Genomic DNA, 13,114 nt, shown 5'->3' on the forward strand with positions numbered 1-13,114 from the left:
TGCCTACAGACCGAATCCACCGATAGTCGATTTGATGCCTACCGACACAATTGGGCAATGGAGCGAGGAAAGTAGCCGACCGCCGCGCGGCATGCGTTGCACACGGCAGCTCGACGTATGTAGGGAGCAAATAGGCAGGCGCGTTGCTGTGTTTGCATGCGTCGAAGTCGACGCAGTAGCAGTGGCGGCATTGCGAACGCCGGGCTAGAGACTGAAACGGAAGCAGGGATTTTCGATTTGATGTTGATTGGATAATCAAGATTGATCAATAGAAAGCGCAGTCCTATATTGATTCCGTCAGGACGGGTACGCGAATCCTGTCCTTAACGGCGGAGCACGGAAAGTGACTGAGAACCCTGAAATTGGCCGCTCAATCCTGGCCAACGGCATCAAGACGAACTATCACGACATCGGCACGGGGGACGTGACCTTATTGATTCACGGCTCTGGTCCGGGCGTGACTGCATGGGCGAACTGGCAACGAACGATTCCTGCGTTGGAGCAGCAGGGCCGCGTCGTCGCGCCAGACATGCTTGGCTTCGGTTATACGGATCGGCTGGAAGACGGTGCATACGGGCTCGACAAATGGGTCGAACACATTTTCGCCTTCATGGACGAACTGGACATTGAATCGGCGAACGTCGTTGGCAACTCGTTTGGCGGCGCACTTGCGCTCGCGATGGCGTCGCGAAAGCCACGGCGCGTCAGACGGCTCGTGTTGATGGGAAGTGTCGGTGTGACGTTTCCGATTACCGATGGTCTCGACGCCGTGTGGGGCTACAAGCCTTCGCTCGAAAACATGCAAGAGATTCTTCAGTACTTTGCTTTCGACCGCTCGCGTCTTACCCCCGCATTGGCGGAAATGCGTTACCAGGCAAGCATTCGCCCCGGCTGCAGTGAAGCGTTCGCACAGATGTTCCCGGCGCCGCGCCAACGCTGGGTTGACGCGATGACGACCCCTGAGGAAAGCCTGCGTCAATTGCCACACGAAACGTTGATTGTGCACGGTCGTGAAGACAGGGTTATCCCGACCAGCACCTCGTTGAGGCTCCACTCGCTGATCCCTAATTCGCAATTGCACATCTACAGTCAATGCGGGCACTGGACACAGATTGAGCAGGCGGACCGCTTCAACAAGCTGGTCGCCAATTTTCTGGCCGAAACGTAGACGTTATTCGCGTTCGCCGCCCACAGGCGCTGCGTCAGGCAGTACAGGCCTCACAAAACCATATCAACGTCGGCGGACGCCCGTCCGGACGACAGGAGACACAAAATGATCGACCTCCTCGACGTTTCATACGTTCGTCTTGGCACGGCGGACCTTGACAGTTCGGTTCGTTACGCTACAGAAGTTCTCGGCCTTCAGGTAGCACGCCGTAGCGGTAAGAGTGTGTATCTTCGCTCGGATGCCAGAGACCATACGCTTGTCTACACGGAAGGGAATACTGGCGACCAGGTCAGCGGCTTTCAGGTCCGCACACCGGACGAACTCGCGAACGCCGCCGCCGTGCTCGAAGCAGCGGGTGTCGCTATCAAGCAGGGGAGCGTTGCCGAGGCCGAGCAGCGGAGCGTCAACGACTTCATCACCTTTTCCGATCCTAGCGGAAACCTCATCGACCTGGTTATTGCGCCACATCACAGCGGGCGCCGCTATTTTCCTTCGCGTGATGCGGGAATCACTGGCTTTAGCCACATCGGATTGTGTACGACCAATGCGAAGCGTGACGAAGCCTTCTGGACCACGGTGCTGGGCGCGCGAGTGAGCGACCGGATCGGTGACGCGGCTTTGCTGCGCATCGACGGAGTGCATCACAAAGTCGCACTGCTGCCGGCGCCAAAGGGCGGCGTTCAGCACATTAATCACCAGGTCGAAAGCATCGACGACATCATGCGCGCCTGGTACATCCTGCGGGAAAAGAACGTTCGGATTCGCTTTGGTCCCGGACGGCATCCGACTTCCGGCGCCATGTTCCTTTATTTCGAGGGTCCGGATGGGATGGTGTTTGAGTATTCAAGCGGCGTGCGGATTCTGACCGAGGAAGAGGATAAGACTCACCAGCCCCGCCAGTTCCCGTTTGAGCCGATCTCATTCTGCATGTGGGGCTCGAAGCCGGAAGGCATGGAGTTTCACTCGTGAATCCGATACCGCCAGAAGCGAGCGATGCACAGCAACGGCTGCTGCGTGTTGCCTCGCGGGCGTTGGGGCGGGCCAATCTCGTCCATGCATATGGCCACTGCAGCGTCCGGTTGGATGATGAGCACCTACTGGTATGCGCCGCCATGCCGATGGGACTGGTGACAAAGGAGCCCGGAGTTGTAGTCCCCATCCGGGGGCCGCTACCCGCCGGCGTGCTTGGCGAGGTTTGTGTGCATCAACAGATATACGTGCGACGACCTGAGGTGGGCGCTGTCGTGCGAAGTATGCCGCGTTATCTCATGAGCTTGTCGGCCGCCTCCATCACCCCTATCGCGCGCCATGGGCCAGGGTCATATTTTGCGCCGAGTGTTCCTCTCTGGAGGGACGTCCAACTCGTGCGTTCTGCGAGTCAGGCTCAGGGTGTGGTCGATACGTTAGGGACTTCCCGCGCCGTTGTAATGCGTGCGAACGGAGCCGTAGTAGTGGGTGGCACGCTTGAAGAAGCAGTCGCCATGACGTGGTTTCTGGAAGACGCGGCGCGGGTTGAGTACGAAGTGCGGGCGATAGGTGCTGCGGACAGCGCGGTTTTCAGTGAAGAGGACTCCCGCCAGCGCGCAACTACAGCCGGCCGAATCATTGAACGCATGTGGGACTACTTGACAGTGGGCGATGTTGAAGTGGATGCAGGCACCTTGTGATCCTGATCAGCGAACGAAAAGAGATATGAACACACACGAAATCGGCACTTCGGCAAAGGCGCTCTACCAGGCACTCGCTACCCGGAAACCCATTGCCCCGCTCACGGATTCCGATCCGGAAATGAGCATCTCGGACGCCTATGAGGTCCAGCGATTGATGATGGAACTCCGCCTTCGGGAGACTGGAGAACACATCGTTGGCAAGAAAATCGGCATTACGAGCCAGGCTGTGATGGACATGCTTAATGTGCGTCAACCTGACTTCGGCCAACTCACCTCCGGCATGCGGTTCGCAAACGGCGCGACGATTCCGCTCGATGGATTGATCGCACCAAAGGCGGAGGGCGAAATTGCTTTTCTGCTCGGGCGAGACCTTAGCGGCCCCGGACTGACGAGCCAGGACATTCTCGACGCGACCGAATGTGTCATGCCTTGCTTCGAGATTGTCGACTCAAGGGTTCGCGACTGGAAGATCCGGATTCAGGACACCGTGGCCGACAACGCATCTTCGGGCGCCTTCGTAATCGGCGAAGGACGCGTTGATCCTCGCTCACTGGATCTCGCCGCAGTCAGTATGACGTTCGAACGCAATGGCGAAGAAATCGGGCGCGGGCTGGGTTCGGCAGCACTCGGCCACCCACTGAATGCGGTGACATGGCTTGCAAACCAGCTGGGAGAACTCGGTGTTTCACTACGGGCTGGTGAGATCGTGCTGTCAGGTGCGCTCTCCGCAATGGTGGTGGCTCGAGCCGGTGATCGGATGCGAATCGAGCTGCAAGGTATTGGAAGCGCGGAGGTGGCATTCGCATAGGTGGTTCCGAACAACTCGGCATACGGCAAAACAGGCGACGGTGGCGAGATTCGAATTCCAGTTTGGAGTGGAGACAAGATGAACCAGCAAGACAAAAAGCTGAAGGCGGCCATTATCGGTTCCGGAAACATAGGGACCGACCTGATGATCAAGATCCTTCGTCACGGAAAGCACATTGAGGCAAGCGTCATGGTCGGCATCGACGCGGCTTCGGATGGACTGGCGCGTGCGCGCCGACTCGGTGTCCAGACTTGCGACACGGGAGTTGAGGGTCTCGTCGGTATGGCGGTGTTCGAAGACGTCGATGTGGTATTCGACGCGACTTCGGCTGCCGCGCATTTGCAGAATGAGGCGCTACTGCGGCGGGTGAAGCCGGGCATTCATGTGATCGACCTGACGCCAGCCGCCATCGGCCCGTACTGTGTTCCGGTCGTCAACCTGGAAGAACACCTTCGGGCGCGGAACGTGAACATGGTCACCTGTGGTGGTCAGGCGACGATTCCAGTGGTAGCAGCGGTTTCGAGCGTCTCTCAAGTCCACTATGCCGAGATCGTTGCGTCCATCTCGAGCCGTTCAGCCGGACCTGGCACGCGAGCGAACATTGACGAATTTACCGAGACTACCTCGCGCGCGCTGGAAACAGTCGGAGGCGCGCGCCGTGGGAAGGCGATTATCGTGTTGAATCCTGCAGAGCCGCCACTCTTGATGCGTGACACCGTTTTCACGCTTTCTGAAGGCGGTAGTGAGGAGCAGATTGAGACCGCGATCACTCGTATGGTTGAGCGAGTGAATAAGTACGTACCCGGCTATCGCCTGAAACAGCGCGTCCAGTTTGAACACATTCCGGCCGACCAGCCGATTAACGTCCCCGGCATCGGACTATTGAGCGGACTTAAGACTTCTGCGTTTCTCGAAGTGGAAGGCGCCGCGCACTACCTGCCAGCCTATGCCGGCAATCTGGACATCATGACCTCGGCTGCCTTGGCCACGGCAGAGGCAATGGCCGCGCACTTGAGCAGTGGCGGTGAGGCCAGCACGAAACATGACGCCGTCACGGTGAGTACGCAATGAAAGACAAACTCTACATCTCCGACGTGACTCTGCGCGACGGCTCTCACGCTGTCCGGCATCGGTACACCATCGAGCAAGTCCGAAAAATCGCCAAAGCGCTCGATGCCGCGAAAGTCGATTCCATCGAAGTTGCACACGGCGACGGTTTGCAGGGCTCGTCGTTCAATTACGGCTTTGGCTTGCACTCGGATGTCGAGTGGATTGCGGCAGTGACGGAGGAAGTGAGCCACGCCCGTGTGGCAACCCTGCTGTTGCCGGGCATTGGCACCGTGCACGACCTGCGTGAAGCTTATGACGCTGGCGCACGCGTTGTCCGTGTTGCAACCCATTGTACTGAGGCGGATGTCTCGAAGCAGCATATCGAAGCCGCTCGAAATCTGGGCATGGAAGCGGTGGGCTTTCTCATGATGAGCCACATGACTGAGCCCTCCGAACTCGCCCGGCAGGCACTGCTTATGGAGAGCTACGGCGCTACGTGCATCTATCTCGTTGATTCCGGCGGCGCTCTCACGATGAGCGGCACTCGCGATCGGATGCGAGCCCTCAAGGGCGCTTTGCGGCCAGAAACAGAGACGGGGATTCACGCGCACCACAACCTTAGTCTGGGCGTCGCGAATTCCATTGTCGCTGTCGAGGAAGGTTGTAACCGGATTGACGCCAGTTTGGCAGGTATGGGCGCGGGCGCGGGCAACGCGCCGTTGGAGGTTTTCATCGCAGCTGCGAGTCGCCTTGGCTGGGAGCATGGCTGTGACCTTTACGCGCTAATGGACGCGGCGGATGACATCGTGCGGCCGCTGCAGGACCGCCCGGTCCGGGTCGACCGGGAGACCCTCGCCTTGGGCTATGCCGGCGTGTACTCGAGCTTTCTGCGACATGCGGAAAAAGCTGCGCAGCAATATGGGCTGAAGACTGTCGACATCCTCGTTGAGCTGGGTCGCCGCCGGATGGTGGGTGGCCAGGAAGACATGATCGTCGACGCGGCGCTGGACTTACTTGAAGCGAAGCAGCCCGTTTCTGCGAGCTAGACCGGGCGAGCGACCTTTATACAGAACGAAATACAGAAAGACATGCAGGAGGCATCATGGAACACATTTGTTCACATTTTGATTCACCCCAGGCAAACGCCATAAGTCCCGTACGCTTTGTGCGGAATGTGCACGCAGCCGACCCCGCAGCCTTGCGTGAACTGGTCGACCCAGGCCGAGTGCACTCAGCGCTGTATACCTCGCCTGAAATCTTCGAGCTCGAAATTGAAAAGATTTTTCATAGCTCGTGGGTCTATGTTGGCCATGCAAGCGAAGTACCGGTGGCCGGTGATTTCCGCGTACGGCGGCTTGGTACGCAGCCGGTCATTATGGTACGCGGGCATGACCGCGTCGTGCGTGTGCTGATGAATCGCTGTCGCCATCGTGGCGCGGCAGTGTGCGAAGTTGAGGCCGGGCGGGAAAAATTCTTCCGCTGCTGGTTTCACGGCTGGACCTACGACAATACCGGGAAATTAGTCAGCGTGACCGACCCCGAGGGCTATGGCCCGTCGTTCTCGCTAGACGACCATTCGCTGACGGCGGCTCCGCGTGTTGCGGTCTATCGGGACTTTGTATTCGCGTCACTGTCATCCGACGTGCCGCCTCTCGAAGAATATCTGGGGCAGGCCGCGCAGATGATTGACCTGCTTGTCGACGCTTCTCCCGATCGGGAGATTGAAGTGAGCGCCGGCGTTCACAAGACCGTCTACAACGGGAACTGGAAGCTGGTCGGCATGGATGGCTACCACCCGCATTACGTGCACGCATCGGTTGTCTCGATGTGGCAACGCCAGGCGGACAGCGGTATCGGCGCTACGCACCGCGCCGATCCGTTCGATGGCAAAGCGAAGACCTTCACGCGAGATTTAGGCCACGGTCACGCGATGCTCGATATGCGTGAGCATCGGGTGGAACATTTCTCGGACTATGAGAAATTTCTGCGCGGCGTAACAGGCGGCGCTGAATACATCAATGCCTTGCATGCACGCGACGGCGCGGACCACGCGAAGTTGCTACTTGCCATCGCAGGCGATCCGCATATCGGTGTGTTTCCCAACATGCAGATTATAAATAATCAGATCCGCATCATGGTGCCGCTTGAGGCCGGCCGCACAGAGGTATTGATGTTCCCCGTATTGCTCAAGGGTGTGAGTCCTGAGATCAACACTATGCGGCTGCGTCAGCATGAGTCGTTCTACGGGCCAGCTGGGGCCGGTTCGCCTGACGATGCGGAGATCTTCGAGCGGGTGCAGCGCGGGATGAATGCCCAAGTTGACCCATGGATCGATATCTCGCGGGGTATCGGGCGCGAGAAGGTCGAGTTAGACGGAACAATCATCGGCCATATCTCGGATGAAGTGCCGCAGCGTGGCCAGATGCGCTATTGGCTCAAATTGATGACGAAAGGGGCGGAAATTGAATAACGCAGACGCGACGGTTCTGAATGCGCATGGCGCGAGCGACGTTCACTTTGGCGAGGTGGCACAGTTCCTCTTTCGTGAAGCCGAACTGATGGACTCGCATCGGTTTAACGACTGGCTCGATCTCTGGTGCAGTGACGGGCTCTATTGGGTTCCGTGCAACTCAGAAAATCTGACTCCGGACAAATCGGTTTCACTTATCTATGAAACGCGCAGCCAGCTTGATGACCGCGTGTTCCGGCTCAAAGGGCGTCACGCACATGCGCAGAGCCCGCGCTCACGATTGATGCGGGTGGTATCGAACATGGTGATAGAGGAGGCATCTACGGAGTCCGTCACCGTGCGTTCGAACTTCGTGCTTGGCGAAGTACGCAGCGATCGCCAGGAGACGTGGTTTGGTCGTAACCGGCATGTGCTGTTGCGAGAACCGAATGGCCTTCGCATCAAGGAAAAAAAGGTCTTTCTGCTGAACAACGACAGCCCCATGAACAACCTCACTTTCCTGATTTGAGTCCGCGATGGAAAACTCAACAAACCCTGCGATCAATGGGGCAAACGTCGCCGGCACCGCCGGCGTCCCCGACGGACCGTGGACAGAGCTTTGTGCCTTCTCCGAAGTGCCTGACGGCGAAGGCATCCAGGTGACCGTCGACGCACAGGTGCTTGCTGTCTGGCGTGTAGGTGAGCAGGCTTTCGTAACTGACGACACCTGCACGCACGGCGAAGCTTCACTCGCTTGTGACGGCATGCTTGACGGATTTTCGATTGTCTGCGGTTTGCACCAGGGCGAGTTCGATATTCGGACAGGTCTGGTGCTGGCGGCACCGTGTAGCAAGGCGATTGCTTCGTATCCGGCCTGTGTGCAAGACGGGCACGTGTTGGCAAAGTTGGAACGTGTTCAGTCATCGTGAAGTGCAACAACTGACGGGAAATTGCAATGATCAGGTCGGAGCAGAAGATGGACCTGCCGATTATCGCGACAATGATCGGCGATTCAGCCGGAATCGGGCCGGAAGTCGCGTTCAAGGCCGCAGTCAGCGGTGAACTTGCTGGCGTTTGCCGTCCACTGCTGATTGGCGACATCGCTTCGATTCGCGCAGCGGCAGTGCTCGCGTCGCCGAGCGCTGAATTCGAGGTCATCAAGACGTTCGATGCTGCGGCCTTCACGTCGGGCAAGACGGTAGTGCTTGACCCTGGCGATCTCGGTGCAGGCGACTACCGGATTGGCGAACCCTCGGCAGCAGCGGGGCGGTCAGTGGTGAAGTGGATTGATCTCGCTGATGAGCTCGCGCGGGATGGCTGCCTTGACGGCTGGATCATGGGGCCGGTCGACTCCACGTCGCTCAAGCTCGCCGGAGCTGTTGACAGCATCGATGACCTCCAGCCGACAGGCACGTTTATGTTTCGTATGAGCGGCCGGCTGAGGGTCGTACCGCTGACAGAGCACATTCGAATTCGTGACGTTGCTTCGACTGTGACGCGTGAGGCCGTCCTTAACCTCATTGAGCTTGTTGACCAAACGCTACGCGCGTGGGGCATTGCAAAGCCACGCATCGGAGTAGCCGGTTTGAATCCCCACGCGATGTTCGAGGAGGACGCGGACATCGTCAAGCCAGCGGTACAGGACGCGCAAGCGCGGGGAATCGACGCACACGGGCCAAGCGCGCCAGATTCGATATTCAGGCACGGCCTTGAGGGACGCTACGACGTCATTGTCAGCATGTACCACGACCAAGGGCAGATTGCGTTGAAGTCGGCCGCTTTTGAAGGCGCCTGCACGATCTGTCTAGGCGTGCCCTACGTGCGTGCGACCGTACCACACGGAACAGCGATGGATATTGCCGGGCGTAACGTCGCACAGCACCACAGCATGCTGTCCGCATTCCGTACCGCCGCCGCCCTTGCAGCCGGAAGGGGCTTTCTGGCGTGACCTGCTAAATGGTCAAGGAGATTGATTCGTGGAAAACGACCTGAACGATGTGCGTGATTCGGATTCGCATGTCGTAGTGGTGGGCGGTGGCCAGGCAGCGGCGGCCGTTGTGCGTACGTTGCGGGCTGAGGGCCATCGTGGCGGAATCGCAATGCTAAGTGCGGAAGGATTCGGACCCTACGAAAGACCGCCGCTTTCGAAAGGGATACTGCTGGGCACCAAGGCGCCGGCTGACACGGTGTTGCTCAGCGCCGACCGTTTGGGTGAACTCGAGGTTGCAGTTCATGCTGGCGTAGCGGCACAACGTATCGACCGATCTAACCGGCTGGTTTACCTGGACAACGGAGAGTCGATCGGCTATGACAAGCTCGTCATTGCCACCGGTGGCCGCCCACGCCAGTTGGAATTGGCGGGCAACGCGACGGATGAGATTGCCTACCTGCGCACTATTGATGACGCGCTTGCATTGCGTGAACGGATGAAGCGTGCGGCCCGCGTTCTGGTACTGGGTGGTGGTTGGATCGGGCTCGAGACCGCTTGCTGCGCACGTGAGTTGGGATTGGAGGTCACGCTCGTCGAAGCCTGTACGCGACTGTGCGAACGCACCGTGCCGCCTGTCGTTAGCGACATCTTGCTGAGCAGGCATCGAGCAAACGGCATTGACGTCCGACTTGCCACGCAGATCCACAGCCTTGAACTTGTAGCGGGGGGCGCGCTGCGAGCGGTGGTCGGAACCGAAGAACTTGAGTTCGATCTGGTGGTTGCCGGTGTCGGTATGGTTGCGAACGACGAACTTGCAGCGTGTGCGGGATTGCCGTGCGCTAATGGTGTCCTTTGTGATGCCGTGGGCCGCACCGTTGACCCTGACATCTTTGTTTGTGGTGATGTTGCAGCGTTCACGCATCCAGCAGGACCTGCGAGACCAGCACGTCTGGAGTCGTGGGACAACGCGGAGCGACAAGGAGCGGCGTGTGCTTTCGCGCTGCTCGGCAAGGAAGCCAGCTATCCGGGGTTGCCTTGGTTCTGGTCGGAGCAGGGCGATACGAACCTGCAAATATTAGGATTTCCCGACGCGTCGCGTACGCCCGTAACACGCCTGAACGGTAACCAATCGATTTTCTTCTGGTTGAAAGAAGGATTTATCGACGCGGCCATTTGTGTCGATGCGCCTGCGGAGATGCTGGTCATCAAGCGACTCGTGCAGAAGCGGGTCCGTGTGGATCTGGCGCAGTTGTGCGATCCATCGCTAAGTTTGAAGAAGCTGTTGCAGACCATGCCTGCAACGGACGTGGCGGCAAGTGGGTAATTTCAGGAAGCGGCGCAGAGCATGACGCTCGCCGCCCTGGTGCAGGTCATGACTTAAAGCTATCAAGAACAGAGGGATGGGCAAGCTCGTTGCCCCCACTCTCATTAATGGAGACAAAGCATGAAAACGCTCAGAACGCCGCACGATTGGTCCGACGCCGCCGCCCCACTAGACCCTGCGCAAGCCAAATCCGCCAGTGGGAAACGGCTGTTCTTTGCCAGCTTTCTAGGCACTATGGTCGAGTGGTACGACTTCTTTCTGTACGGCTTCATTGCGCCGTTGGTTTTCGAAGAGTTGTTTTTTCCGAAACTCACACCGCTGAGCGGCACGATAGCCGTCTACGCGACCTTCGCAGTTGGCTATGCCAGTCGCCCGCTCGGCGGTCTTATTTTCGGGCATTTCGGCGACAAGGTCGGCCGCAAATCCATGATGCTGGTCACGCTACTGATGATGGGCGTCGGCACGGCGCTGATTGGGTTGCTACCAAGCTATGGCCAGATTGGAATCGCCGCAACATATGCTCTTGTGATTCTCCGATTTTTTCAGGGCTTCGCGCTAGGCGGTGAGTCGGCTGCAGCGAGTTTGATGGTCCTTGAAAATGCTGCTCAGGGGCGGCGCGGCTTTCTCGGGGCTGCATTGCAGAGCGCCGGTCCGCTCGGCGTACTACTGGCATCGCTTGCCGTATTCTTGGTTTCCCGCTTGCCTCACGAAACACTGTTGTCGTGGGGATGGCGAGTACCTTTTCTGCTTAGTGCGGTCTTGGTCATCATCGGGATGTATATTCGTTTGCGCGTCGAAGAGACCTACGCGTTCAAAAAACAGCAGGGTCAGCAGGAACTCGCCCGCGTTCCGGTTCTCGAAACACTCCGCAACTTCAAATGGCCAGTCTTTGTGGTGCTCGTCGTGAGCATAACGGAGAGCACTTTTTACTATCTCACTGGTGTCTATTCGGTTTCCTTTGTTACAAAGACGATGCACATGCCGGGGTCGGTCGCTATCGGTGCGATTGCCTGCGCCAATGCGTTTGCACTTGTCTCGGTGCCGATTTACGGCGCGCTTTCTGACCGTCTGGGCCGCAAAGGCGTATATCTGATCGGGATTGTGGCCTCTGCAATCTATCTGCACTTCTTCTTTCAACTGCTGCTCGGGCGTTCACCGGCTGTCATCGTGCTGGCGGTGGTGATTGCTGTAGGTGTGATTCACGCACCTATGTATGCGATGTTCGGCAGCTTCTACGGCGAACTCTTCCCGACACGTGTCCGCTTTACCGGTTTTTCAATGGGAAAGGCGTTTGGTACGGTGCTCGGTGGTGGGATCGCGCCGATGATAGCGGCCACGCTCGTGGCGAGGAATCACGGCGACCCAAGCGGCATTGGCGTCTACTACCTTTGCCTCGCTGCCGTTGCTCTCGTAGTGATTCTGCGAACGCGGGAAACATGCAACGCTGATATCGCAGAGTAATTCAATCGCTGTCCAACGATTTGCTTTGTGCCATGCGCCGCTCGGCAGAGCGGCACGGCCAAGGTACCCGCTCGCCCGTAATCCTTGAGAGAGACCTGAAATGAGAAAAAAATATCTTGATGCAGTGATGGTCGCAGGACTCGCGACCGTTGCTTCGGTCGCGAACGCGCAAAGCAGCGTAACGCTCTACGGCATTATCGACACCGGCCCCGCGTACATTAGCAATGTCGGTGGACATCGACTGATTGAGTCGTTGAGTGGTTTCATGCAGGGTGATCGGATTGGTTTCAAGGGCCGCGAGGAACTCGGCGGGGACCTGGCTGCAATCTTTGTGCTCGAAAATGGGTTTGATGGCAACGCTGGCACCTTAAGTCAAGGCGGCCGCCTGTTTGGCCGACAGGCATTTGTGGGATTGTCGAGCGGAGCGTACGGAAAAATTACGCTTGGTCGCCAGTACGACACCAACTACGACTTCATGGCCGACACGGGCGCTGCGAAACTTTTTGCAGGGAACGGAGCGCACGTTTCGGATAACGATAATCTGTTCGGTTCGGTGCGTTTCCAGAACGCAGTGAAATACACCAGCCCGACGTTCGGCGGTCTGGCATTTGCAGCGATGTATGCAGCCAGCAACGCCGCTGGTGCGTTCGCCGACAATCGCGCATATAGCGCAACGGTAGCCTACCGGCGCGGGGATCTCAAACTCGCGCTTGGGTACCTGCAGCTTAATCGCCCGAACTCGACCGATAATACTAATGGAGGGGCGGGTAGCGACTATCCGGCGCCGTTTAGTCTCTTCAAGACCAGTGCCGTCGGGGCGCGGACCGCGTTGGTGGACACGCAGCGAATCTATGACGCGACTGCTTCGTACGCGGTCGGCCCGACGCAAGAGAATCTGGTGTACTCCCACATACAGTACCGTTATCTAGATGGAAGCCATCTCCGTCTGGACAACGCCGAACTGAATGGCACGTGGCGCATCACGCCGGAATTCTTTGCAGGGCTCGCCTATATTTTCACCATTGGTCGCTACGACGAAATCAACAAGAGTCCCAAGTGGCATCAGGTTGACTTCGGCATTGACTACCTGCTCTCCAAACGAACAGATTTGTACGCGTTCGCGATCTATCAAAAGGCGGCCGGTTCGGCGCGGAACGCTGCGATCTTCTTCGTTCAGCAATCGAGTTCGCAAACGCAAGCCGAAGTGACGTTTGGCATTCGGCATCTGTTCTAGGCCAGCGCGCTCTTGGGCCG

At 58.1% G+C, this 13,114-nt stretch carries 13 protein-coding genes; all 13 read left to right on the forward strand.

Annotated features, from left to right (window positions below; translation table 11 throughout):
* Window positions 1-343: 343 nt before the first annotated feature.
* The 13 genes from AYM40_RS21220 to AYM40_RS21280 all read left to right on the forward strand — a co-directional run bounded on the left by AYM40_RS21220 (window position 344) and on the right by AYM40_RS21280 (window position 13,094).
* Complete coding sequence (locus AYM40_RS21220) at window positions 344-1,168, forward strand: alpha/beta fold hydrolase (protein ID WP_063498259.1); 825 nt, start codon at window positions 344-346, stop codon at window positions 1,166-1,168.
* A 105-nt stretch (window positions 1,169-1,273) separates the two neighbouring features.
* Window positions 1,274-2,137, forward strand: a complete 864-nt coding sequence (locus AYM40_RS21225) for a VOC family protein (protein ID WP_063498260.1) — start codon at window positions 1,274-1,276, stop codon at window positions 2,135-2,137.
* A complete protein-coding gene (locus AYM40_RS21230) occupies window positions 2,134-2,835 on the forward strand; it encodes a class II aldolase/adducin family protein (RefSeq protein WP_201788177.1) in 702 nt (233 codons plus the stop codon). The genes AYM40_RS21225 and AYM40_RS21230 overlap by 4 nt, the downstream gene beginning before the upstream one ends.
* A 25-nt stretch (window positions 2,836-2,860) precedes the next feature.
* Entirely contained in the window at window positions 2,861-3,646 is a 786-nt protein-coding gene (locus AYM40_RS21235) for a fumarylacetoacetate hydrolase family protein (RefSeq protein ID WP_063498261.1), read from the forward strand.
* 78 nt (window positions 3,647-3,724) lie between these two features.
* Window positions 3,725-4,717, forward strand: a complete 993-nt coding sequence (locus AYM40_RS21240; RefSeq protein ID WP_063498262.1) for an acetaldehyde dehydrogenase (acetylating) — start codon at window positions 3,725-3,727, stop codon at window positions 4,715-4,717.
* Complete coding sequence (gene dmpG / locus AYM40_RS21245) at window positions 4,714-5,742, forward strand: 4-hydroxy-2-oxovalerate aldolase (protein ID WP_063498263.1); 1,029 nt, start codon at window positions 4,714-4,716, stop codon at window positions 5,740-5,742. The genes AYM40_RS21240 and dmpG overlap by 4 nt, the downstream gene beginning before the upstream one ends.
* Before the next feature lie 152 nt (window positions 5,743-5,894).
* Window positions 5,895-7,166 carry an aromatic ring-hydroxylating oxygenase subunit alpha gene (locus tag AYM40_RS21250; protein ID WP_236721048.1) on the forward strand — a complete coding sequence of 424 codons (1,272 nt, stop codon included), beginning with the start codon at window positions 5,895-5,897 and terminating at the stop codon, window positions 7,164-7,166.
* 55 nt (window positions 7,167-7,221) lie between these two features.
* Complete coding sequence (locus AYM40_RS21255; protein WP_148662269.1) at window positions 7,222-7,674, forward strand: aromatic-ring-hydroxylating dioxygenase subunit beta; 453 nt, start codon at window positions 7,222-7,224, stop codon at window positions 7,672-7,674.
* Window positions 7,675-7,681: 7 nt separating this feature from the next.
* Window positions 7,682-8,074 (forward strand): non-heme iron oxygenase ferredoxin subunit, encoded by a 393-nt coding sequence (locus AYM40_RS21260; RefSeq protein ID WP_082855220.1) that lies wholly within the window; start codon window positions 7,682-7,684, stop codon window positions 8,072-8,074.
* Window positions 8,075-8,121: 47 nt separating this feature from the next.
* A complete protein-coding gene (locus AYM40_RS21265; RefSeq protein ID WP_063500602.1) occupies window positions 8,122-9,093 on the forward strand; it encodes a PdxA family dehydrogenase in 972 nt (323 codons plus the stop codon).
* A gap of 28 nt (window positions 9,094-9,121) precedes the next feature.
* Complete coding sequence (locus AYM40_RS21270; protein WP_082855222.1) at window positions 9,122-10,399, forward strand: NAD(P)/FAD-dependent oxidoreductase; 1,278 nt, start codon at window positions 9,122-9,124, stop codon at window positions 10,397-10,399.
* 120 nt (window positions 10,400-10,519) lie between these two features.
* Window positions 10,520-11,860 carry an MFS transporter gene (locus tag AYM40_RS21275; RefSeq protein WP_063498265.1) on the forward strand — a complete coding sequence of 447 codons (1,341 nt, stop codon included), beginning with the start codon at window positions 10,520-10,522 and terminating at the stop codon, window positions 11,858-11,860.
* Window positions 11,861-11,960: 100 nt separating this feature from the next.
* Window positions 11,961-13,094: a porin gene (locus AYM40_RS21280; protein WP_063498266.1), complete on the forward strand. Its 1,134-nt coding sequence runs from the start codon at window positions 11,961-11,963 to the stop codon at window positions 13,092-13,094.
* The last annotated feature ends 20 nt before the right edge of the window (window positions 13,095-13,114 follow it).

It is taken from the genome of Paraburkholderia phytofirmans OLGA172, assembly GCF_001634365.1.
In the GTDB taxonomy this organism is placed as follows: domain Bacteria; phylum Pseudomonadota; class Gammaproteobacteria; order Burkholderiales; family Burkholderiaceae; genus Paraburkholderia.

What these genes read in the sequence shown, in the direction of transcription:
- dmpG (WP_063498263.1), top strand. Translation starts at nt 4,714, where the DNA reads ATGAAAGACAAACTCTACATCTCCGACGTGACTCTGCGCGACGGCTCT.
- AYM40_RS21225 (WP_063498260.1), top strand. Translation starts at nt 1,274, where the DNA reads ATGATCGACCTCCTCGACGTTTCATACGTTCGTCTTGGCACGGCGGAC.
- AYM40_RS21240 (WP_063498262.1), top strand. Translation starts at nt 3,725, where the DNA reads ATGAACCAGCAAGACAAAAAGCTGAAGGCGGCCATTATCGGTTCCGGA.
- AYM40_RS21280 (WP_063498266.1), top strand. Translation starts at nt 11,961, where the DNA reads ATGAGAAAAAAATATCTTGATGCAGTGATGGTCGCAGGACTCGCGACC.
- AYM40_RS21275 (WP_063498265.1), top strand. Translation starts at nt 10,520, where the DNA reads ATGAAAACGCTCAGAACGCCGCACGATTGGTCCGACGCCGCCGCCCCA.
- AYM40_RS21265 (WP_063500602.1), top strand. Translation starts at nt 8,122, where the DNA reads ATGGACCTGCCGATTATCGCGACAATGATCGGCGATTCAGCCGGAATC.
- AYM40_RS21235 (WP_063498261.1), top strand. Translation starts at nt 2,861, where the DNA reads ATGAACACACACGAAATCGGCACTTCGGCAAAGGCGCTCTACCAGGCA.
- AYM40_RS21260 (WP_082855220.1), top strand. Translation starts at nt 7,682, where the DNA reads ATGGAAAACTCAACAAACCCTGCGATCAATGGGGCAAACGTCGCCGGC.